General features: G+C 52.4%; 17 protein-coding genes and 1 pseudogene. 10 read left to right on the top strand and 8 right to left on the bottom strand.

The features are described 5' to 3' along the window. Position 1 precedes the first annotated feature (1 nt). From phnD to AC1XYH_RS05320, 4 genes are all read right to left on the bottom strand, one after another. Positions 2–862: a phosphate/phosphite/phosphonate ABC transporter substrate-binding protein gene (gene phnD / locus AC1XYH_RS05335; RefSeq protein ID WP_123891387.1), complete on the bottom strand. Its 861-nt coding sequence runs from the start codon at positions 860–862 to the stop codon at positions 2–4. Next, a complete protein-coding gene (gene phnC / locus AC1XYH_RS05330; RefSeq protein ID WP_123891386.1) occupies positions 859–1,710 on the bottom strand; it encodes a phosphonate ABC transporter ATP-binding protein in 852 nt (283 codons plus the stop codon). Before phnC ends, phnD begins: the two co-directional genes overlap by 4 nt. Positions 1,711–2,123: 413 nt before the next feature. Continuing rightward, the gene (locus tag AC1XYH_RS05325; protein WP_123891385.1) at positions 2,124–3,395 is read right to left on the bottom strand and encodes an IS4 family transposase; all 1,272 of its coding nucleotides are present in this window, start codon (positions 3,393–3,395) and stop codon (positions 2,124–2,126) included. A gap of 106 nt (positions 3,396–3,501) precedes the next feature. Next, the gene (locus AC1XYH_RS05320) at positions 3,502–4,041 is read right to left on the bottom strand and encodes a Fic/DOC family protein (RefSeq protein ID WP_218565815.1); all 540 of its coding nucleotides are present in this window, start codon (positions 4,039–4,041) and stop codon (positions 3,502–3,504) included. Between the two features lie 456 nt (positions 4,042–4,497). Here AC1XYH_RS05320 and AC1XYH_RS05315 point away from each other — a divergent pair, with 456 nt between their 5' ends. Next, entirely contained in the window at positions 4,498–5,019 is a 522-nt protein-coding gene (locus AC1XYH_RS05315) for an HAD domain-containing protein (protein ID WP_483325608.1), read from the top strand. A 50-nt stretch (positions 5,020–5,069) separates the two neighbouring features. On the opposite strand, the gene AC1XYH_RS05310 is transcribed toward AC1XYH_RS05315, so the two are convergent. Next, positions 5,070–5,423 carry a hypothetical protein gene (locus AC1XYH_RS05310; RefSeq protein ID WP_123891383.1) on the bottom strand — a complete coding sequence of 118 codons (354 nt, stop codon included), beginning with the start codon at positions 5,421–5,423 and terminating at the stop codon, positions 5,070–5,072. 329 nt (positions 5,424–5,752) lie between these two features. After that, positions 5,753–6,439, bottom strand: a complete 687-nt coding sequence (locus AC1XYH_RS05305) for a metallophosphoesterase (protein WP_158611320.1) — start codon at positions 6,437–6,439, stop codon at positions 5,753–5,755. A 375-nt stretch (positions 6,440–6,814) separates the two neighbouring features. Between AC1XYH_RS05305 and AC1XYH_RS05300 the strand changes: the two genes are divergently transcribed. Continuing rightward, positions 6,815–8,367 (top strand): IS3 family transposase gene (locus tag AC1XYH_RS05300; RefSeq protein ID WP_169850854.1). Its coding sequence is split into 2 segments (ribosomal slippage): positions 6,815–7,277 and positions 7,277–8,367, totalling 1,554 coding nucleotides; the frame shifts between segments, so codons are not numbered across the junction. On the opposite strand, the gene AC1XYH_RS05295 is transcribed toward AC1XYH_RS05300, so the two are convergent. Continuing rightward, the gene (locus AC1XYH_RS05295; RefSeq protein ID WP_483325607.1) at positions 8,281–9,618 is read right to left on the bottom strand and encodes a hypothetical protein; all 1,338 of its coding nucleotides are present in this window, start codon (positions 9,616–9,618) and stop codon (positions 8,281–8,283) included. The genes AC1XYH_RS05300 and AC1XYH_RS05295 overlap by 87 nt on opposite strands. A 260-nt stretch (positions 9,619–9,878) precedes the next feature. Here AC1XYH_RS05295 and AC1XYH_RS05290 point away from each other — a divergent pair, with 260 nt between their 5' ends. Continuing rightward, positions 9,879–10,106 (top strand): helix-turn-helix domain-containing protein, encoded by a 228-nt coding sequence (locus tag AC1XYH_RS05290; RefSeq protein WP_483325606.1) that lies wholly within the window; start codon positions 9,879–9,881, stop codon positions 10,104–10,106. A gap of 63 nt (positions 10,107–10,169) precedes the next feature. On the opposite strand, the pseudogene AC1XYH_RS05285 reads toward AC1XYH_RS05290, so the two are convergent. Further along, positions 10,170–11,292: pseudogene (locus AC1XYH_RS05285) on the bottom strand (IS3 family transposase). Between the two features lie 221 nt (positions 11,293–11,513). Between AC1XYH_RS05285 and AC1XYH_RS05280 the strand changes: the two are divergent. The 7 genes from AC1XYH_RS05280 (at position 11,514) to AC1XYH_RS05250 (ending at position 23,585) form a co-directional block, all read left to right on the top strand. Next, complete coding sequence (locus AC1XYH_RS05280) at positions 11,514–14,300, top strand: class I SAM-dependent DNA methyltransferase (protein WP_483325605.1); 2,787 nt, start codon at positions 11,514–11,516, stop codon at positions 14,298–14,300. A gap of 2 nt (positions 14,301–14,302) precedes the next feature. Further along, complete coding sequence (locus tag AC1XYH_RS05275) at positions 14,303–15,400, top strand: hypothetical protein (RefSeq protein ID WP_463218176.1); 1,098 nt, start codon at positions 14,303–14,305, stop codon at positions 15,398–15,400. 70 nt (positions 15,401–15,470) lie between these two features. Beyond that, a complete protein-coding gene (locus AC1XYH_RS05270; protein ID WP_463218179.1) occupies positions 15,471–16,472 on the top strand; it encodes a virulence RhuM family protein in 1,002 nt (333 codons plus the stop codon). A gap of 13 nt (positions 16,473–16,485) precedes the next feature. Next, positions 16,486–18,549 carry a DEAD/DEAH box helicase gene (locus AC1XYH_RS05265; protein ID WP_463218182.1) on the top strand — a complete coding sequence of 688 codons (2,064 nt, stop codon included), beginning with the start codon at positions 16,486–16,488 and terminating at the stop codon, positions 18,547–18,549. After that, on the top strand, positions 18,542–19,762 hold the full coding sequence (locus AC1XYH_RS05260; RefSeq protein ID WP_463218184.1) for a GIY-YIG nuclease family protein: 1,221 nt from the start codon (positions 18,542–18,544) through the stop codon (positions 19,760–19,762). The genes AC1XYH_RS05265 and AC1XYH_RS05260 overlap by 8 nt, the downstream gene beginning before the upstream one ends. After that, entirely contained in the window at positions 19,762–22,434 is a 2,673-nt protein-coding gene (locus AC1XYH_RS05255) for a TrlF family AAA-like ATPase (protein ID WP_463218187.1), read from the top strand. Before AC1XYH_RS05260 ends, AC1XYH_RS05255 begins: the two co-directional genes overlap by 1 nt. Continuing rightward, positions 22,416–23,585, top strand: coding sequence for an RNA-binding domain-containing protein (locus tag AC1XYH_RS05250; RefSeq protein ID WP_463218190.1), 1,170 nt, complete (start codon positions 22,416–22,418; stop codon positions 23,583–23,585). The genes AC1XYH_RS05255 and AC1XYH_RS05250 overlap by 19 nt, the downstream gene beginning before the upstream one ends. Positions 23,586–23,697 lie beyond the last annotated feature (112 nt).

The raw sequence follows: 23,697 nt of genomic DNA, 5'->3' as shown, positions 1-23,697 counted from the left end.
CTTACATGGTGGCGAAATCGAGCCCAAGCAGGCTACCCATATCGCGGATGATGTCGTAATCGGCGTCCTCGATCGGAGCAAAACCCTCGGCCTTGAAGCTCTCTAAAACGGTCGGATCGTCCAGATTGACAAAAGCGTTCTTGATGCTGGCCTTGAGATCGGCGTCGAGATTCGAGCGCATGGCCCAGGGGTATTGCGGGTACTCTCCGCTGTAACCCAGCACCTTGACCTTGGCCGGGTCGATCAGACCAGTCTCTAATACGTGCTTAAAGATCACCTCTGACAGCCCACCAGCGTCGGCATTGCCATTGGCTACGTTCACCGCCACCGCATCATGGCTGCCCACAAAATGTTGCTGATAGTCCTCGTCGGCTTTCAACCCAGCCTCCACCAGCACCGTTTTGGGGATCAGGTGACTGGAGGTTGAAGCACGGTCGCCGTAGACCATCTTCTTGTCTTTCAGGTCCGCGTAGGATTCCACTCCCGAATCAACGTTGGCGATCAATACAGAACGGTAGGTAGGCTTGCCATCGACAAGCATTGCGGCAAAAGGCTCGATTTCACTTTTGCTCTTCGCCAGGACGTAGGACAAGGGACCGAAATAGGCCAGATCAATCCGGCCAAAACGCATCGCCTCGATCATGGACGAGTAATCCGTGGTGACGATCAGCTGGACCTTCTTGTCCAGCGTGCTTTCAAGATAGTCCTTCAATGGCTGGTTGCGTTTGATCAACTCTGACGCGTTTTCATCGGGTAGCAGTGCCACCTTGAGGGTGTCCGGATTGGCATCCGCAGCCAGTGTGGAACTCGCACCCGCGACAAAAATACTTGCGGCCAGCACTATTTTGTTAAGCAGTTTCATTGAGCAATCTCCAGCTTTGTAACAGAGTGAAGGTGGGGGGCAGGGTTCGCATTTCCAGGGCAGGCGTCAGCTGCCAGGGTGTTGGCCTTTTCAGGAGCCGCGTAGATGCGCGCAAGCTGGGCCTCATTCAATTCACCCGCTGCGCCATCAAAAACGATATGGGAGTTGGCCAGTCCGATAATGCGGTCGGCAAAACGCTGGGCATATTCAAGTTGATGCAGAGACACCACGGCAGTGATGCCATCTTCCTGGCAGATACGCTTGAGTAACGACAACACTATTTCCGAGGTGGCCGGGTCCAGACTGGCAACGGGCTCATCGGCCAGAATCATGCTAGGTTCCTGGGCTAGTGCGCGGGCAATGCCCACCCGTTGCTGCTGCCCGCCGGAGAGTTGATCGACGCGCATCAGTGCCTTGTCGGCCAAACCCACGCGGTCGAGACAATGCAGAGCCAGATCAAGGTCATGCCGGGGCAAGGGGAACAGACTGCGCCACGTACTGTGATAGGCCAGCCGGCCCGTTAGCACGTTAGCCAGCGCCGTGTGACGTAGGATCAGCTGATGATGCTGAAATACCATAGCGGTCTTGCGCCGGTGGTTACGTAGGCCAATTCGCGCATCAAGCGGCCCAAATTCGCTGGATACCACCCGCCCGCTGGACGGCTGTACTAGATGGTTGAGTGTGCGTAACAAGGTTGACTTGCCCGCACCGGACAAACCCAGCAGCACAGTGAATTCGCCGTGAGCAAAACTCACGGAAGTCGAACGCAGCGCCACAACGCCCCCTGGGTAGGTGACACCCAACCCTTCTACCCTGAGAACAGAATTCGTCACATGTTCCGGTGCCATATGATCACCTTTAGCAATGTTACGACCCGCTTTATTGCGAATCAGAATTCAACACTAAGGTAATTAAATGACGATGGCGTGACGCTGAAGTGACAATTCGGATAACAAGTAGAGCTATTACAGCAAAAACGCTGTAAACCCTTGAGTTATATGGCGCAGCGGACGGGGCTCGAACCCAATGTCATCAACTTAAGCCGCCGATGCCGCAAAAGGCAAGCAGCCCTGGGTTTGGCTTGACCGCTGCGATCGATTTTCACTGCACGCCGAGCGTTTGTCTGGTGGGTCAGCGCTGCTGATGTTAATCCAGCGGTTGTCGAATCGCACCGTCAATCAGTTTTCGCGTTTTACAGGCGAGCGCGTACCGGCCGCTTCTGGCCAGCTGTTTTACGCGGTAGCTCAGGTGGTCGGTGTTATCAGCGCGCCGGCTTGTAACCCTCACAGCCACGACTGGCCGCGCGTTTTCGTTTACGCTCGAAGTTGCGCCCGGGGCGTACGGCGCTTAGGCTGCTGGCCATCAGCGTCAGCACGTTGGACAGCCCAAGCACACAGGGGCGCACCAGCAAGTCGACCAGAGTATTCTTGAGGCGTGAGACCCCTTGTGTGAAGTTGGCTTTCCAGCGCAGCTTGCGATTTTTGTGGCGCTGCTCGATGACCGGTTGCAGCAGATGTTGCATCAGCAGTGCCAGATTCTTCAGTAGTTGTCCGGCATAAAAGTCCTGCTTCACTGCCGTCACGCTGCGCCCACTGAAGTTGTCCAGACCCAGGGTCTGTTTGATGCGACGGTAGTCGGTTTCGATACCCCAGCGACGATGGTAAAGATCTGCAAACACGTCGGCCGGGAAGGTTTTCCGATCCAGCAAGGAGGTCAGCAGCACCTCGCTTTCGCCGCCCGGCAGCTCGACCCGGATCAGTCGCAACCGGATCGGACGTCCGGGGTCGACGCCGGCCTCTGTGCAGAACAGGCGCGCCTCGGGGTGGTTGGCAGTGAAGAGCTGCGTGTCATCGGTCTGTCCCGACTGGAGAAACTGTCTAACCTGCGCGTTGTAGCCGCAAGGTAGACGCATCAGAAAATGCCGCTTCTGCTGCTCGAATAGTGCGAACAGCCAGTGTCCGGGGTAGCCGCGATCAAACAGCGTCAGGCTGTCAGCGGGCACATGGTCGAGATGTAAGTGAGCACAATCGCGCTCGCCGACCTGGAAGGGCACGATCAGGCTATGTAGAGTCTGACCGTCGGCGACATCGTAGAGCGTGGAAAAGCGTGCAACGGGGAACTCGCAGTGGCTGCCGAAAAAGCGAGTCACAGCCTGCTCCAACGGCAAGTGAACGGTCGAACCATCCACGGCGAGTATCCGTAGTCCACGCCATGTCTGGCGCAGCCCAAGGCTGTCGATCTGTTGCTGGAGGTGTTGATTGAGGTCGGCAAACACCTCGGGCTTGAGCTTGTTGCGTGCCTTGCTGAAGGCTTGCGCAGTGACGACTTGGGTCTCGACTGAGGACTGATTGAGCACGCGATAAAACTGATCTAGCTCGGTTTGCAAGGCAGTGCGCGGCTGGTTGAGCAAGAATAGGACGAGGTTCTTGAAGGTCAATTGACGACGGCGGGTAAAGTCTTGAGGGCGTTGGCGGTAGGTATCAATAAAGACGGGGCAATCAAGCTTGTTGGTTATTTTTTTTACAATTTTCAAGCATGACTTGCTGGGCAGTGTCAAACGGTGTGTTTTGAGGGGGCAAAGTTACTTTTCCTATGCGCTGATTTGAGTGCTAATTATATGATATTTATAGGAAAATTGCTTAAGTTGATGACATTGAGTCGCCGCCAGCTCCTGCCTGGATCGCCTTGAAATAGAACTCTTTGTTTTCCACCCATACGCCGTAGTCTAGCGGTGCACCTCCAGCCTCTACTGCCATGACGTCAAGAAGCAATCGTGATAGGCGGCCGTTGCCGTCACGGAAGGGGTGTATCAGCACCAGCTCTACATGGCTTCCAGCGAGGAAACGAACGAGTTGGTCTCTCGGCATCTCTGGCAATTGCGCAAAAGATTTTAGGAAGTCCAGTTCGAACTGCTTTGACAGTCTGGATAGCTGCGCCGTCGCGGCGAATTGAAATCCATTTTTGCTCAAATTGACCGAGCGCAGCTCCCCTGCCCAGTCATACAGACTGCCGAGCCATTGCTGATGCCACCGTATAATATTTTGAAAGGTTAGGTTCTTCAGAGGCTGTTTAAAAACGTGTTTATACAGCTCGAAAAGGAGTTCGGCTTCAGCGTCGTCGATATCTCGTTTTGACGTCAGATTTAGTTTGTTCGGCAGTATTAATGTATCTACTGGCATATGGAGATTGCCGTGTTCGACCGTGGAGTCATGTGTCGTTCGCCTCTCTCGATTCTTTTTTTTGCTAAAACAGATAAGTTAGGTGGATGCATTACTCTCGCTCTAAAGCCGGCAATGAATTAAATTACAATAGAACACTATTTGTTGGTGGCGCAAGCGAGATAGCGTTTCTGTGCTTCACAAACAGTTAGCCGTGAGGGTGACTGTACATTATCCGTAGCTTGGTGCTGGGGTGATTGTTCAGTAGCGTACAGATATCACTTTGTATTAAGCTATGATCAGTTAATGGATTGATCTGCATGTCAGCAATGACATTAGTTGAGTTGTACTGGTAACGTTATGCTTCGAATACTCAGGCTCCCAATAAGCTTGAGACCTATATACGTGGCCTGGCACTGCGATGCTGTTAATGAGTAACTGTGAAAACCGTATTCAAATAAATCAAAGGTAAGTGAGATGTTGCTGTTTCTGGATTACGACGGAGTCCTCCACCCCGATGATGTTGTTCTTAGGAGCGACGGCAGTGTCGAGTTGCGAGCGCTAGGTGATCTCTTCATGTGGGCGCCAATATTGGCAGAAACGATTTCTGATCTTGATCTCCAGGTTGTGCTATCCACCAGCTGGGTCAGGCAGCTTGGTTTCAAGCGAGCGCTCAAAGCACTGCCAAAACAGTTGGCATCTAAAGTGGTGGGTGCCACTTGGCACTCTGCGATGAAACTAAGCGGATCGGGTCATATCCTTTGGGACGAGCAAAGCCGCTACGAGCAGATTGATTCTTATTTGAAACGCTTAACCTCCAGTCAAAAATGGTTGGCAATCGATGATGACGCAGCTGGTTGGCCTGACGACAAGTTTGATCATTTGGTGCTGACGGTTCCCAGCCTAGGGCTTTCTGACGCGGGCGTTAGACAAGAGTTAGCGCTTCGCTTGCTTGAGAACAGCAAAACAGTGCTGCCGGACGATCGTAAAATACCTTAAAACGCTCAGCCGTTTTTCTTAAGGCGTCAGGAGTTTTTTTATTTCATCAGTTACATCGGTTGCTCCAAGCTTTTAATTCGATGCCAGGTTTCGTGCAAAGCGTTAAGGTCTCCCGATTTGATTATCTCCAAAGGAGTACGACCATTAAAGAACGTGTTGTTGTTACGCATTCTCATGAATCCGTGCTGGTTGGCTGGATTAAGGAATACTAAGCGGAGAGTTGCATGTATATTTAGGATCACGCTGATACGATAATTTTGCTCCTCGGTTATATCTTTTCGCGCTCTACCTTTAGTGATAACACCCAGGTCAAATCCGAGAATAACGAAGCTTTCTGGTTCGCGCCCCCCCCCACAGTTGCAAAATTTCAATAGCCACACCCAAGGCAGTACGTGTTTCTTCATCAGAAAACACCAAGCGGTCGCTCGGCGAGAACTGTTTGCTCATGTTTTTTGGACTCCGCGAGGAATTAATAGGTGAAAATCTGGGCGAGCACGTTTTGAAAAACGTAATGGCAACATTAGTCGGAACCAAATACCATAATTAAAAGATATATTATTTTACATTAACACCACCATACCTTGGCACATCTTCATTTTATACTAATTACTTAAAACCACCTTCACAGTTAATGAGACCGAGCTTTCACCTCGCCACCGCTATGAGTTTTCTTCAAAAACTTACCTAACTCGCCTTAGCTCTCTATTGTAATTCTGTGCAGAACAATAGGCTATCAGCGTTGACTGACCATACCGATCAGATCGCATGCGGACAAAATTGTGGGTCGTCCAGTAGTATCCAGTGTGTCAATCCAAATCTGATTTCCCCGAATCAGAGTATTTCTTCCGATGTGCCCAGAAACAACCACATCAACCTCGCTGACCATAGCTCCTCCGGCTCGTGATTTAGACCAATCCCAAGTGCACTTTTTGGCCAGTTCGGAGGAAAAAGGCTCCGTCTTCCATTTTCTCCAAGAATCAAAAGGAGATTGGGCATGTACAATGCCGATGACGCCTTGACTAGTTTGCAAGCTGATAGCGAGAGGAAACTGTCGTTCTATCTCTTGCATCAAGCGTTGATGTTCGGCACGAGAAAGACTGTCTGCCCATTCACCGCCCAAGCCACGCCTTTTATTTACTAATTTTGAATCCCGGTAGCTGGCCCAAAACAACAATTCGTGATTTCCAATTACACTATAGTATTGAGGGCTATTGAGTACGAAGTTTAGAGCTTTGAGCGAATCAGGACCACGATCAATCAAGTCGCCAACAAATATCAGTCGGTCTACCTTGGGATCAAAATCAATTTCAAGAAGCATCGATTGCAAGATATCTATCTGCCCATGTATGTCTGAGCATATCCAGTCGTCGCCCACCGTGTTGGTAGCTAAAATTTTGTGCGTAACTAGTCTATTTTGCATTCGACCTCGGCTGAACCGTGACATACTTATGAATAGCTCCCCTATACAGAAAGTCAGTCACACCATAGAGTTTTTAGCATAATTTTTTAATTCAGAAAAATATGATGCCGCATTTCGGAACTATCCTACCCAGAGTAATGTTTAATTATCAGCTTCAACCGGACGTAAAATTTAAGCGAATGGGTGTGAACGAAATAGCTTTGCATATCATTTTACAAGCTCAAGTATCGCATTTTCCGTCGTTAAGCCTGTTCGGATCAGCGTGGCGAACGTATTTAATGCGGCAAGCGGATCCTGTCCCCCCCGGTGTCAGGCTAGTTGTCGCCTGAGCTGATTTATCAAAACGATAGATCGGGGGCGTCAAAGAGAGCTGTAATGTCGAGCTATTCACCTGAGCGTAAAGCTGCCCTGCTGAACAAGTTACTCCCGCCACTCAACCACTCCGTAGCTGAGCTCGCTCGCCAAGAAGGTGTCCCCGAAGCGACGCTGTATGCTTGGCGCACCAAGCTCAAAGCAGGAGGCGCGGTAGTGCCTGGAGACAAGAACAACACCGATGACTGGCCCGCTGAAGCCAAGTTCGCAGCGGTATTGCATGCGGCCACCCTGAGCGAGATCGAGCTCAGCGAATACTGCCGCAGCAAAGGTTTGTACCCCGAGCAAATCAGCGCGTGGCGTCAAGCCTGCATTACGGGCCAGATGTCCGCTAAAGCGCAGCTCAAGGCAGAGCGAGATCAAGCACGTGCCGACAAGAAACGCATTACCGAACTGGAGCGCGAGTTGCGGCGCAAGGACAAGGCGCTGGCGGAAACCGCCGCCATATTGGTACTGAGAAAAAAGATGAATGCCTTCTGGGGAAACGACAGCGAGGACGTTTGACCTCGCTGCCAGAACGGCAACAACTCGTTGAACGCTTTAACCACGCCGTCGCCTCTGGCGCGCGCAAGGCGGTGGCCTGCGCAGAGATCGGCCTGTCGTTACGCAGCCTGCAACGCTGGGCGCTGACACCGGTTATACAGGCCGATGTGCGTACGACCACGCCACGTCCGCGCCCGAGCAATGCCCTGAGTGCTGAGGAGCGTCGCACCATCCTGGAGGTCTGTAACAGCCCGCCATTTGCCAGCTTGCCGCCGAGTCAGATCGTGCCAAGGCTGGCCGATCAAGGCCGCTACCTGGCTTCAGAGGCGACCTTTTACCGCGTGCTGAAAGCCGCTGATCAGCAGCATCGCCGCGGTCGCAGTCATGCGCCGCACAAGCACGCCGCACCGACCACGCACAGTGCAACGAAGAGCAATCAGGTCTGGTCATGGGACATCACCTACCTGCCATCGCCAGTGCGCGGGCAGTATTACTACCTGTACTTGATCGAGGATATCTACAGCCGCAAGGCCGTGGGCTGGGAGGTTTACGAGCAAGAAAGCGGCGAGCGGGCGGCCGGACTGATGCAGCGTACCGTGCTCGGCGAGCGCTGCGCGGGCCAACCCCTGGTGCTGCACTCGGATAACGGTGCGCCAATGAAATCAGTGACGCTGCTGAGCAAGCTGTACGACCTTGGCATCACCCCGTCGCGCGGACGACCCCGTGTAAGCAATGACAATCCCTACTCGGAATCGCTGTTTAGAACCCTGAAATACTGCCCGCAATGGCCGCAGGATGGCTTTGCCGATTTGGAAGCCGCACGCAGCTGGGTGCGCGACTTTATCCGCTGGTACAACCATGAACACCGCCATAGCCGCATCCGCTTCGTGACCCCGGCACAGCGCCATCGCGGCGAGGATCAAGAAGTACTGGCCAAGCGTCATGTGCTGTACCAGCAAGCCCGTCATAGACACCCTCATCGCTGGTCAGGTGCAACGCGAAATTGGCAACCTATCGGCGCCGTCACACTCAACCCAGAGAGGGAGCAGCCGGCAGTGAAAATAGCAGCTTAAAAACACGGCTGACGCGACAACTACCTTGCAAAACGCCGGTCCTTCCCATGTATTCTCTATGAAAATGGCCGCCGCCTTATGGATATCTTGTTCTTCAATTCCTTGGCTACGGACTCCCAAGAACATTTTTATAACTTCATCACCTTTCGTAAACTCATCTATTCCGAACTTCGAATTGAACACCATCGCTATAGAACCTGCGATGTGAAATTCTGGCCGGGACCAGTCGTTACGCAACTTTGCACCCTGACAGGCTGCTTCTAACTGCTTACGAATTTTTGTAGGGATCGTCGCAGTCGCTTTCTCTTGACTATAATAAGTACGGCTGGCTAGAGCCGCAGCGTCTCTTGTGACTTTCCACATAATGAACCACATTTGAGCCACGCTGTAAGTGCGCAAACCGTTGCGTATAATATCCTCGATTTTCTGGATAGACTCTATATCAAAATATTGATTATGAAGCGAGCATTGATAGTCCATATACCTCATAACGTCGGCGACGGCAAAATCAAGCCATAGATTGCTCAGTGCGTCTGCGTCCGAGAACTTCCTATCAAATATCTCGCTGATTGCTCCTGGTTCCGTCCCGAGATTTATATCGGGCGGCAAGAAATAACGAGCCGTTGATTTCTTTATCAGTAATTTCCCATTTTCTACAGAATAAGTCCCATACGGGGCTTCAGTGGGATCATCTAACAGCACTTCTCTAATATGTAAACGGTCAACAAAATTAGTCGCCCCGAAAGGCGTCAGCTGCTCACAATCTCTAAGAGAGAATGTTCCTTGCATCAATCGCGGACCAATAAGGGCGCTTAAAGCTTGCAATATGATTACCGTATCATCCGTAAACTCTCTATAAGAGACGGCTTTTTCCTGAATATTCTTGATGTGTGGACCAAGATAGAGCTCCAACTCCGCTCGTTCCGTAACCTCTAGATATTCCCTATCTTTCTTTTGCCGCTTTTGACAGCTTTCGCAAATTTGGTGAGCTCGACGAAGCGTTTTCTTGGCATCCACCCGAGCACTTACATATATTCCTTCCTCACACACAGGGCAGATTTGGTTCTCATCGAAAGCTCTGCAGATCTCACGAAGGTATTTAGCGACTGCACCTGATTTGGTGATATCTCGAAACGGTAAAAGATCGGCCACCCTTTCCAGATACTCTCCTTCTTCGTCCATCGCCCAGTATCGATTCGCTAAATTGATTGCCTGTTGATCCTCGGTTAGGAACTCTAGCCTGAGCGCCATATCATGACCTTTAAATGTTCAATTTCTGTTCGTCAGCTCAGTAATGACCATGTAGTTGCGGACCATCCGTTTGTGTGCACAAAGTCTTCGGCCAGCTTTCCACGCTCTATACGGCGCACCCGTATAACCGTCAGCCAATCATTAATGAGGCTCATTTCATTCAACTAACCAAAAAATAGAGCCTAATAGAGGATTATAGTCCGTGGCTTACTAGTCCGCAAACACAGGATAGTTCCGCCTCAGATAACATTGAGGCAGTTATGGACCAACTGGCGAAGGCGCTAGGAGCGCGAATCCGGGTGCAGAGAATGGCTTGTCAAATTTCTCAGGATACGCTTGCGCTGTCTTGCAATATCGACCGCAGCTACATGGGCCGGATTGAGCGGGGAGAGGTAAACATAACAGTCACGAAGTTGTACAGGATCGCCAGCTCGCTAGACTGCGACCCTGCGTTCCTATTGCCGCCAATGAAAGAGGCAAAACCCTAATCACTAGGACTGGATTTATGATCTGCTGATTTCAGTCGGGTTCTACCCCGTTTCCACGGACGGTTATAAAATGGCTGTGAGCTTCCGATCCTGAGCAGCAACTCTACGTCGCATCCTGGGATTGTGGAACCGCTCGATGCATTCAAACAGTACAGCTCTCGCCTCGTCCTGCGTACGGTAACGCCGATGGTGTACTCGCTCTCGTTTCAGCATTCCCAAAAAACCTTCACAGACGGCGTTGTCTCCGCAATGGCCAACCGCGCTCATACTGCTGATCAAATCGTTACTGCCTAGGTATCGCTGGTAATCACCGCTGGTGAACTGGCTGCCTTGATCTGAATGCAATATCACCGGGTTTTTGCCTTGACGTTGCCCGACAGCCATTTGAACGGCTCTGATTACCCTCTGCCAATCCTGCCGGTAGCGCACAGACCAGCCGATGATCAGCTTGCTGAATAAATCCAGGACCACGCAAAGAAACAGGTTTTCCTTCCTGCGTGGGGATCTCCGTTATGTCAATGACCCACTCGGTATCAGCTCCCAGTGCGGAGAAATACCGTTCAAGATGATTCTGAATACCTTGTGGCCGATTTGATGCGCGCCCGAGGCGTCCTCGCTTCTTGCGGGACCACCCCTGAATGCCGTGCTTGGTCACCAGCCTTGCAGCCCGATTCGGGCTGACTGCAACGCCACCGACAGCTAAGTCTTCGTGCATACGGGGTGACCCAAGCATTCCGCCGCTACCATCATGAACTTCCCTGATCCGTGAGGACAGAAGTTCGTTCGCTGTTGTCCTGCTCGATTGCGCACGAGATGCCCAAGCGTAATAGCCGCTGGCCGATACCTTCAGGCAGCGTCACATAAGACGTATCGGGAAAAGATTGCGACAGTTTTGAATCGCCTGATACCTCAAGACGACTCCTTTGCAAAGAACACTGCCGCTTCGCTCAAAAAGTCACGTTCCTTTATACCCGTGCCAGTTTGCGCTTCAAGTGGGCCCCTCTTCGTGGCGCGGCGTTCCCGAGCCCTTGAAGGCCTTGCTTGGCACCTCTGCGGCTTCAAGCGCCAGCAGGTTAGGGTTAATGCCAATCTCTAAGGCAACCTGGCGGCGATTGACACTTGGCTGGCGAGACAGCGCGATGGCTTCGCGCTTGAATTCCGGGCTGTATCTTCTGCGTTCAGACATGAACACTCCTTTGGCACATTGTGCCTATTCTCAAAAGTGTCAACAGGAACGGAGTAGAACCCCTAAAGGTCCTCTGAAGCCTACGGAAAGCCAACGTCAACCTGTATACTAATTTGATCCTTCTCAGATGCATGGCGTTGCGCAGCTAGTAGAGAGAACAGAGTCTCAGCACTGTTAACTCTCGCTAATCCAGCCGGCGCCACTCCAATACAAGAAACGCTATGAACGCAGTAGAAATCGAAGCCGCAATATCCGATCTGGCAAAACAGCCCTTTGACCCAGCTGAGTTCCCCTATGCCTTTCTGGAAGCCTTCGGCAACAAGGCCACCACCCTCAAGCGGCTGCGTACCGGTGCATCCAATAAATCGGATTGCGGTGGCGTATTACAGACCAACCATATCCACATCGCTGTAGCGGATAGCGGCGCTGTCACCGAGGCATTGACACGCCTGAAGTCAAGCCCAGCGACCAGCCGCGCCAAGGCACGCTACATCCTCGCTACTGATGGCGTGGACTTTGAGGCAGAAGATCTGGATACCGGCGAAACCGTCGCATGTGCGTACGAGGCCTTCCCGGACCATTTCGGCTTTTTCCTGCCGTTGGCAGGCATTACCACCGTCAAGCAGCTGAGAGATAGCTCATTTGATATTCGCGCAACCAGCCGTCTAAATAGACTCTATGTAGAGCTACTGAAAGACAATCCGGACTGGAGCACCGAAGAGCAGCGCCATGAGATGAACCACTTCATGGCTCGCTTGATTTTCTGCTTTTTTGCGGAGGACACAGACATCTTTGCAGGCAGCGGTCTGTTTACAGATACCGTCGGGCAAATGAGTGCTAGAGACTCTGCCAACACCCATGAGGTGATCAGCGAAATCTTCCGGGCCATGAATACCAGGCAGACCGAACGCGCTTCTGCGGACATCCCTCGGTGGGCTGATGGTTTCCCCTACGTCAACGGCGGGTTGTTTTCCGGAAGTATTGCGGCGCCGAGCTTCAGCAAAATCGCACGCTCTTATTTGCTGCACATTGGTAGCCTGGACTGGACCCAAATCAACCCTGATATTTTCGGCTCCATGATCCAGGCAGTCGCCGACGAAGATGAGCGCGGCGCCTTGGGCATGCACTACACCAGCGTGCCCAATATCCTCAAGGTACTGAACCCTCTGTTCCTGGATGACCTACGTGAAAAGCTGAGGGACGCGGGAGGCAACCCTCGTAAGTTACTGAACTTACGCAATCGCATGTCGAAGATACGTGTATTCGATCCAGCATGCGGGTCGGGAAACTTCCTGGTCATCGCCTATAAGCAGATGCGAGCTATTGAAGCGGAAATCAATCTGCGCCGTGGAGAGCCAAACCGGCCCACCGATATTCCGCTGACCAATTTCAGAGGTATAGAACTGAAGGACTTTTCTGCAGAGGTAGCTCGGCTCGCGTTGATCATTGCAGACTACCAGTGCGACTTACTGTATCGGGGGAAAAAGCTGGCACTAGCTGAGTTTCTGCCACTCGATTCGCAGAATTGGATTACATGCGGCAACGCCCTGCGCCTTGACTGGCTAGGCATCTGCCCACCAACCGGGACCGGCACGAAGCTTTATGCAGACGATCTGTTTGATTCGTCACTAGATCAGGTTCAGATCGATTTTGAAAATGAAGGGGGTGAGATATATCTATGCGCGAATCCGCCCTACTATGGTGGAAAACTACAATCGGACAGCCAGAAACTTGATTTAGAGATAGCTTTCAGAGGCACCAGCGTAAACTGGAAGTCTTTAGACTATGTGGCAGGTTGGTTTTTTAAGGCTGCTCAGTTCACTTCTCTTTCCGGAGCCAGATGCGCTCTAGTCAGTACGAATTCCATATGCCAAGGGCAACAAGTATCTATTTTGTGGCCTGCTTTATACTCCGAAGGCATTTCAATTAACTTTGCCCATACATCTTTTCGGTGGGCGAATTTGGCCACAAGCAATGCTGTTGTAACAGTGGTTATCGTTGGACTCTCACTATCAGCAGCTGTTAATAACAGGAAACTCTATTCCATCACACCAGACGGCAACACAGTATCGCGAGATGTTTCTAACATAAACCCATATCTCGTTGCGGCACCTAACGTTATCGTCGAGCCGACCAGCACTCCAATCAACAATTATCCTACGATGGTGTTCGGAAACATGCCGAGAGACGCTGGACACCTTTTACTCTCTTCCAAGGAACGCGAAGAGCTAATACTAAAAGACCCACGTACACAGCGCTTTATCTATTCGTTTAGTGGCTCAGAAGATTTCATCCATAACAAAAAAAGATACTGCTTATGGATTTCTGAGAAAGAAAAAAATGATGCGTTTGCTATACAAGGAATAGCTGACAGATTAGAAAAGGTGGCCAGTGCACGCAGCGCGATGAAAGCTTCATCAACTCAAAAATTCGCTGCTCGGCCTCATCGATTTGTCCAAATACAGGGTGTGGCCGAACATCAGTCTATCATTATCCCCCGGCATACCTCAGAGCACAGGCAATTCTTGCCTGTTGGTCTACTAGATGCAAAAACAATCGTAGCGGACAGCGCTCTTGCAATTTATGACGCACCACTCTGGTGCATAGCCATCATTGCTTCCCGGCTTCACTGGATTTGGATCGCGGCAGTATGTGGAAAGATAAAGACTGATTTTCGTTACTCGAACACGATCGGATGGAACACATTTCCGACCCCTATTCTTACCGAGAAAAATATACAAGATCTCACATTAAGCGCCAAAGGGATATTGCTCGCTAGAGAATCTCACTTCCCCGCAACAATTGGAGATCTCTACAGCCCGGAAGATATGCCAGCTAACCTTTTGGACGCCCATGAGAAAAACGACGAATTGTTAGAGCGAATATACATCGGTCGCAGGTTCCGTAATGACACAGAACGATTGGAAAAGTTGTTCGAGCTGTACTCCAAATCTTGCAAGCAGATTATGTTCTGCGAGGACGCAAAAGAATATCGCAAGGAGCTGTAGCTATGATAATCATCGATAGCGTTCGACAACCAAAACCTCATACGACGGCGCAAGCACTGGCCAAGATTTTGCGCAGCGCTCCACCTAAGGAGATAGATATTGCTGCTGCTTACATCACAGCTAGCGGCCTGAAGGTTTTACTTCAGGTCTTCAAGGAGAACCTGGACGAAAAGGGCCATAAAGCAAAAATACGTTGGCTCACATCTTTTGATTACTGCCGTACAGAACCTATCGCCCTCGAAAAAATCATGTCTCTTCCTAGCTCAAGTGTGCGTATTCATGATTCTAAGTTTTGCTTGTCTAGAAGCTGCACACCTAGAATCCCTTTTCACCCGAAAACTTTTTTTCTTCGAAACGCACAGTATGATTATATGCTTTCAGGCTCCGGCAACATCTCACGATCAGGTCTTACATGCGGTTACGAAGCTGGCCTTTCCTTGGGAATCGACCGAAAAGCTAATAATCTCGAGCTATCCGCTGCCCAGGCAATTAAACAATCCCGTCGTTGGTTTTCTTCTGCGTGGAAAAACGCCGACACGCTAACGCTAATGGCACTCACTCATTATTCAGGCTTTTTTGAAAGCGTCGAGAAGTTAAAAAGCCCATCTCCAACAGAAGACGACATTGCATCCGACCACTTAGACAATGGCGCTCTAAGCAACGACGATTTACAAAGGCTTCGCGTTTGTAGGAACTTTTGGATAGAGGCTGGAAATGTAACAAAAAACCGTGGGCCCAACCTACCGGGAAATCAACTTATGATGAAGCGTCTTTCACGCGTCTTTTTTGGCTTCTCCCCTACCTCTGTTCCTGAGAATTCTTCGATTGGTTCGATTAACCTATCATTCGGTCACTCTCTATTTGAATTGTACTCAATCACATACAGCGATAACAAAATGGACAAACTCGTCTTACCTATTCCAGGTCAAGAAGGACCCATTGAGTATGATAACAAATACCTTTTATTTACAAAAACCTCACTGGGGAATTTTACACTCACGCTAGGCTCCGAGATAGATAGAAACAACTGGATAAGGTCTAGTAAAAAAATAGAGGGAGCCTACACTATGAAGAGCGGTAGGCAGTGGGGTGTATTCTGACGATTTATGTAGAGGTTCCATTCGTATCTAACTCCCGATGGACTAACCCTATATTCAGAGAAGCCCGTCAATGAGCGATATAACTCTATACACCACAGAAGATGGCAAAACCCAATTACACCTTAGACTCGAACTCGATAGCATCTGGCTCAGCCAACTGGAAATTGCCGAGCTGTTCCAGACCACCAAGCAGAACGTTTCCCTGCACGCCAAAAACATCTTTGAAGACGGAGAATTACTCCAAGATTCAGTTGTCAAGGAATCCTTGACAACTGCCGCTGACGGCAAGAATTACCGGACCAAGCTGTACAACCTCGACCTAATCCTGGCCATCGGCTATCGCGTCCGCTCTGCTCGCGGCGTGCAGTTCCGCCAGTGGGCCAGCACCCACCTCAAAGAGTTTCTGCTCAAGGGTTTCGTGATGGATGACGAGCGCTTGAAAAACCCTGGTGGCTGGGACTATTTTGACGAGCTGCTGGAACGTATCCGAGAGATACGGGCCTCGGAGAAGCGCTTCTATCAAAAAGTCCGGGATCTGTTTGCCCTCAGCTCAGACTATCTGACCCGAGAGCGCGAGACCGGCCAGTTCTTTGCCGAGGTGCAGAACAAGCTGTTGTATGCCACCACCGGCCATACAGCTGCAGAACTGATCCTGAAGCGTTCGGACTCCAGCCAGCCCAACATGGCGTTAACCAGTTGGAGCGGCTCGCGAGTACGCAAGCAGGATGTCATCGTGGCCAAGAACTACCTGACGGCTGATGAAATCGACACACTCAACCGTTTGGTAGTAATTTTCCTTGAACAAGCAGAACTTCGGTTAAAGCAACAGAAAGAGCTTACCCTGGACTTCTGGCGTAATAACGTCGACAAGATGCTGGCCTTTAATGATCAACGCATCCTTGCGGGCGCGGGCTCTGTCAGCCGCGAGAACATGGAACGAGTCGCCAGTGAGCGTTATGAGGTTTTCGACCAACAGCGGCGTATTGCGGAGGCCCGAGCAGCCGATGCCTCTGACCTGAAAGAAATAGAACAACTGGAACAAGACCTCAAACGAAAGGGCAAGAAGCCCTAACAGGTATCGCGTAATGACCAAGATAGTACCTTCAGTTTCCGTTACGTATGCCAGCAATGGCAGCTCAGCAAAATCGAATGCCCTGGGTATGCGCCCCATGCAGGAACGCGCCTACGAGCGTCGAGGCGAACAATACCTGCTAATCAAATCACCGCCGGCATCGGGCAAGAGTCGCGCGTTGATGTTTATCGCGCTGGATAAGCTACAGAACCAGGGGCTCAAACAGGCCATCATCGTGGTGCCGGAGAAGTCCATCGGCTCCAGCTTCAATGACGAGCCACTGAGCGACTATGGATTTTGGACTGACTGGCACGTAGAGCCCAAATGGAATCTGTGCAATGCGCCAGGCTCCGACAATGGTGGCAAGGTCAAATCCCTAGGTGCCTTCCTAGCAAGCGAAGATAGGGTGTTGGTCTGTACCCATGCCACTTTCCGCTTTGCGGTCGACCAATTTGGCATTGCTGCTTTCGATGACAGCCTCATCGCTGTGGACGAATTCCACCACGTCTCAGCCAACCCGGACAACAAGCTGGGCGCCCACCTGGGCGACTTGATTGCCCGCGATAGGGTGCATGTTGTAGCCATGACCGGTTCATACTTCCGGGGTGATGCCGAGGCTGTGCTGAATCCGCAGGATGAGTCACGCTTTGATACCGTCACTTACACCTATTACGAGCAGCTCAACGGGTACGAGCATCTTAAGCAGCTCGACATCGGCTATTACTTCTATTCTGGCTCCTATGCCGATGACATCCTAAAAGTGCTCGACCCTGGCGAGAAAACCATTATCCACATTCCCAACGTCAACTCCCGTGAGAGCACCAAGGACAAGATTCGGGAGGTAGAGCACATCATAGAGGAGTTGGGTGAATGGCATGGTTCTGACCCAGTTACCGGCTTCCAGCTTGTTAAAACAGCCGATGGCAGGCTGCTGAAGATTGCCGACCTGGTGGACGATGACCAGAGCAAGCGTGACCGGGTTTCCAGCGCGCTGAAAGATCCGACACAGAAGAACAACCGTGACCATGTGGACATCATCATTGCCCTGGGCATGGCCAAGGAAGGATTTGACTGGATTTGGTGTGAACATGCACTGACAGTGGGCTATCGCTCCAGCTTGACCGAAATCGTGCAGATCATTGGTCGCGCCACGCGGGATGCGCCCGGCAAGACTAGGGCCCGTTTCACCAACCTCATTGCCGAACCGGATGCCGCTGAGCAGGCTGTGACGGAGGCCATTAATGACACACTGAAAGCCATTGCAGCTAGCTTGCTGATGGAGCAAGTACTAGCCCCACGCTTTGAGTTCAAGCCAAAGAACCCCACCAGCGGCCCGCAGGAGGGCTTCGACTATGGCGAAGGGGGGTATGATCCAGACAAGTGCAACGTGGGTCTGAACGAAGACACAGGGAAGTTCCAGATAGAGATCAAGGGGCTGGCAGAACCCAAGAGTGAGGAAGCCACCCGAATTTGTCAGGAAGACATCAACGAAGTAATCGCCGGGTTTGTCCAAGACAAGACTACTATCGAGCGCGGCTTGTTCGACGAGGAGCTAGTACCTGAAGAGCTGACCCAGGTACGCATGGGCAAGATCATCAAGGATCGTTACCCCAATCTGAACGAGCAAGATCAGGAAGCCGTGCGTCAACACGCTATTGCCGCCCTGAACCTCACCCAGCAGGCCAAGCAGTTGCTGGTCGGTGGCGAGGCTATAGATATCGGCAACAACGAGCCCAGACCTAACACTGCTTTGATCGCAGGCGTGCGAAAATTTGCCATGGATGTGCGAGAGCTCGATATTGATCTAATTGATCGCATCAACCCCTTCAGCGAGGCCTATGCGATTCTGGCAAAGACCATGAGCGAAGAGAGCCTGAAGCAAGTGGCTGCGGCTATCTCCGGCAAACGGACCAACCTGACGCCAGAGGAGGCGAAAGAGCTTGCACTGCGGGCGGTTAAGTTCAAGAAAGAACGAGGCCGACTGCCAGCCGTAAGCTCACAGGACGCATGGGAAAAGCGTATGGCCGAGGGTGCCGCCGCGTTCGTGCGCTACAAAGATGAGGGCCGTTATGATTGATCTGGACGACTTACGCGCCGAGCTGGATGACTTTGCTCAGCCAGAGAAAAAGAAAGGGCTGTCCGCCAAGGAGGAGCGCATAATTGCCGGGTTTGAAGAGATCCAGCGTTTTGTGGAAGAACACAGCCGCGCACCCAAGCATGGCGAAGACAATGACATTTTCGAACGACTCTACGCCGTACGGCTGGACCGCATTCGAGCCCTTGAAGAGTGCCGCCTCCTGGTGTCACCACTTGATCACCAGGGCCTGCTCAATGGCGCTTGCACCAACGAAGCAGAGTCAATGGACGATGATGCCCTGCTCGCCGAGCTAGCAGGTGCTGCAGGAGCCCCGGAGCTTACCCAGCTCAAACACGTCCGCTCCAGCATCGAGAAGCGTGCGGCTGAAGAGATCGCCAATAGAGAGAAGTGCGAGGATTTTGAAGACTTCCAGCCAATATTTGAGCAGGTGGCCGGCGAACTAAAGGCTGGTATACGCACGACTCGCCCCTTCGGCAAGAACTCCACTATCGAAGTTGGCCAGTGGTTTGTCCTGGATGGACAAACTGCCTACGTGGCCGACGAGGGTGAAGAGTTTGATTCCCCCCAAGGCAAGAAGGATGCACGCCTGCGCGTGATTTTCTCCAACGGGACGGAAAGCAATTTGCTGCGTCTATCTTTGGTCAGGGCGCTCTACAAAGATGAAGCCAGCCGCCGTATCACCGAGCCTGACGCAGGACCGTTATTTACTCAAAACCAGCCTAGTGAAAACCGCTTCAGCGAAGTCTGGGACGATGACGATATAGAGAGCGGGACCATCTATGTGCTGCGCAGCCTGTCAGAACATCCGTTCGTTGCCGAGCATCGGCAGCTGATTCACAAGATTGGCGTGACAGGTGGCAAGGTAGAGACGCGCATCGCCAACGCGGAGCACGACTCCACCTATCTTTTGGCAAAGGTGGAAGTGGTAGCGACCTACAAGCTCGCCGGAATCAACCGCACCCGGCTTGAGAACCTGTTCCACAGACTGTTCGCACCCGCGCGGCTGAGCATCACTATCAATGACCGCTTCGGTCATCCAGTGCAGCCTGAGGAGTGGTTTCTCGTTCCGCTCCATTTGATCAACGAGGCGGTTCAACGTATTCGAGATGGATCGATTACTGAGGTTATCTATGATCCGAAGACCGCTCGACTGGTGCGTTACGCCGGGACGCACTATACGGAGAAACCATAATGGATAGTCTGCAAATAAAGCAATCATCGGCTCGATCAATCGCTTTCTCGGAAGGCGCGCAGTGGGTTCGAGCTGACTTTCATCTGCACACCCGCGCGGACCGTGAGTTCAAGTTCACAGGCGATGACAACTTCTTCAACAGCAACTATGTGGACGCACTGGAAAACGCGGGCATCCGACTGGGCGCCATCACCAATCATAACAAGTTTGACTTCGACGAATTCAAAGCGCTGCGCAAAACAGCACAGAAGAAGGGTATTGCGCTACTGCCAGGCGTCGAGCTGTCGGTCAATGACGGGGCCAATGGCATCCATACCCTGGTAGTCTTTTCCGACGACTGGCTGGCAGATGGTCATGACCATATCAACCCCTTCCTGGGCGTTGCATTTGAAGGAAAAGTCCCTGCCCAGTACGAACAAGAAAACGGACGTTCCTCTCTTTCGCTGCTGGAAACCATCAAGAAACTCGAAAGCTACCACCGGGATTTTTTCCTTGTCTTTGCACATGTTGAAGCACCGAGTGGGCTTTGGGCCGAGCTGGATGGAGGGCGTCTTGCCGAACTGGGCCAGAACGAATTTTTCCGCCGCCGTACGCTGGGTTTTCAGAAGGTACGCACGTACAACAAGCTGCAAGAGAAAAACAAACCGTGCCGGACTAAAACTCAGCAGCATCTAGGCGACTGGTATCCCGCTGAACTCGAAGGCTGCGACGCCAAACGCATAGAGGATATCGGACAGGGCAAAGCCTGTTACCTCAAATTGGGCGAGCTATCCTTTGAAGCAGCCAAGTTTGCCTTGAGTGATCCCGCTGCGAGGGTCTCAATGGAGCCACTCAAGCACCAGGCATCGCACATCCGCAGTATTCACTTCGACGGTGGCATCCTCGACAGGCAGACGCTGCATTTCTCTCCTGAGCTGAACACGCTGATTGGCATTCGGGGCAGCGGCAAGTCATCCATTCTGGAAGCGGTGCGTTACGCTCTCGAGATTCCTCGGGGTGAGAAGGCGCAGGACACCAAGTACAAGGATGAACTGATTCGTCACACCTTGGGCAGCGGCGGCAAGGTGACGCTGACAGCCTGCGACGTATATGGACAAGAGTTCACCATCTCTCGAATCTTCCGCGAAGCGCCAAACGTTTACTTGGACGGCAAGTTGCAGCCTGGCGTGTCGATCCGGGAGACTGTGCTGCGTCGCCCGATCTACTTCGGGCAGAAAGACCTTTCCAGCACTGGCGAAGGTTTCGAAACCGATCTGGTAGAAAAACTGGTGGGCGAAAAACTGCGTGTGCTGCGGGACGGAATCGAAACTCAACGCCAGCATGTGCGCGATGCGGCAAGCCGCTGGCTCAAGCTCAGCGACAACGCAGAGCTCAGGCGCGATTACGAGTCCCAGCTCATCGATGCCAATTTCCGGCTGAAGAAGTTCGAGGAGTACGGCGTCGCCGACAAGCTCCAGAAGCGCCTTGGCTTCCAGCAGGATGCCACTGCGCTGATGCGCATGCAGGAGCGGGCAGACAGCTTCGTGCTCTCCCTCGGGCAATTGATCGCCGAGCACGAGGACGATCTGCGTAACGCAACGAGCTACGCGTCCAAGCAGAACCCCGACTTCTTTACGGCTTATTACGCCGAATTTGCCAACCTCGTTGCCAAGGTCGATCAACTCAAGCACATCGAGCAGGAAGCCAGAGCCATTACCGTCCGGCTCCAAGCCAAGCGAGGCGGGTTCGACGGCTCGCGCCTGAGCCTTCAGGAAGAATTCGCCCAGGTCGAACGCCAACTGGCTCAAGAACTCAAACAGACCGGCATGACGGCCATCCAGCCGGATGACTTCTTGACCCAGCAGCAGCGCAAAACCAAGGCGGAACAAATGCTGGAGGCGCTGGCCAAACAGGAAAGCCAGCAAAGCGGCATTCGTGACGCGCTGTTTTCCGAGATCGACAAGCTCAACGAGCTTTGGCTGCTCGAGTTCAACACCATTAAGGTCGAGCTGGATCGCGTGAATGCAGGCCATGCCGCGTTGCAGATCGAAGCCGACTTCAAGGGCAACAAGGAAGCCGCCATAAGCTTTATGCAGCAGCTCTTCAAAGGCAGCAACATCCGCGAAACAACCCTGCGCGCGATGATGGAGGATTACACCGACTTCGGTGGTCTGCTGCGAGCCTTACCGGCTGCGCTTGCAAAGGCCGGCAGCACGCCGGAGGTCTTCGAGAAGACCTTCATGCAGAACCTGGTAGAGTTCGTCACCTGGCAGGTGCCCAACCGCTTCGTCATCCGCTATCGCGGCAAGGAGCTGAAGCATCACTCGCTCGGGCAGCGCGCTTCGGCCCTACTGCTTTACGTGCTCAGCCAGCGGCAGAACGACGTTATCATCATTGATCAGCCGGAAGACGATCTGGACAACCAGACCATCTACGATGACGTGATCAAGCTGCTGCGCGAAATGAAGCCGGACGCCCAATTCATCTTCGCCACCCACAACGCCAATTTCCCGGTGCTAGGTGATGCGGAGCAAGTACACGCCTGCCGCTTTCAGGACGAAAAAGTCGTCGTACAAAGCGGCAGCATCGACGCCCGCCCGGTACAGGACGCCATCATCAACATCATGGAAGGAGGCCAAGAGGCCTTCAATCGACGTAAAGAGGTCTACAACCTATGGAAACCACAGAGCTGATCGACCTCCTCAGCCTGGGAGAGGACAGCCGCCAGCAATTCAAGGAAAACGTCACCAATGCCGATGCCCTTGCGGCCGAGATAGTTGCCTTCAGCAACACCGCAGGCGGGAAGATTTTCATTGGTGTGCGGAACGATGGCTCGGTGCTTGGCTTGTCCGGCACGGACATCGACCGGCTGAATCAACTCGTCTCGAACAGCGCATCACAAAACGTGCGTCCTGCCGTGAACCCGCTCACCGAAAATGTGCCGCACCCGAATGGCACCGTGATGATGCTCACGATTGCCGAAGGCGTCAGTAAGCCCTATATGGACAAGAACGGTGCCATCTGGGTGAAGAACGGCTCGGACAAGCGCCGCGCCACCTCGCGTGAGGAAATTCAGCGTCTATTCCAGCAAGCGGGTCTGGTTCACGCCGACGAAACGCCTGTGGCGGGTTTGAGCGTGGGTGATGTGGACATCCCCTATTTCGAGGCCTTCTTTGAACAGCAGTTCGGCGAGCGGCTGGCACAGCACAGCCAGCCGCTACCACAGTTGCTGACCAACATGAACCTGATGAGCCAGGAGCAGTTGAATGTCGCGGGCAGTCTGCTGTTTGCCAAAGCGCCGCAGTACTCACTGCCTGCCTTCATCGTCAAGGCGGTGGCTTTTGTCAGCAATGAGATCGAAGACCAACGCTACGTCGACAGCCGTGACATCACCGGCAAGCTGGCCGATGTGTTTCAGCAAACGCTGGGCTTCGTTGTCGCCAACACCCGCGCAGTGCAGGGGGATCAGGGGTTCAATTCCCAGGGCCAATCGGAGATTCCGCGTATCGTCTGGGAAGAGCTGGTCGCCAACGCACTCATTCACCGCGACTACTTCGTTAGCGCTCCGGTGCGTGTGTTGGTCTTTGCCGATCGAGTCGAGATCATCAGCCCCGGCCATTTGCCCAACAACCTGACCATCGAAAACATTAAGGCGGGCAACTCCAATATGCGCAACCCCATCCTGGCATCGTTTGCAGCTAAGCTCCTGCCGTATCGCGGTCTGGGAAGCGGCTTGCTGCGCGCGTTACGTGAGTGGCCTGAGATTGAGTTAATTGATGATCGGGGCGGAAACCTTTTCAAGGCAATCGTAGCGCGCCCTCTTTTGCTGGAGGAAGCCAGATAAAATTGACCGATTGATTATGTAAACGGGGTAAACCTTCAGCAATAGGTTCTACATTTAATTTCGTTCGTCAGGGGCAAAGTGTAAACAAAATAGCCGAAAAACCGCCCATGGA

The organism is Pseudomonas sp. GW-45 (assembly GCF_056896675.1).
This window is presented reverse-complemented; position numbering and strand designations above follow the sequence as displayed.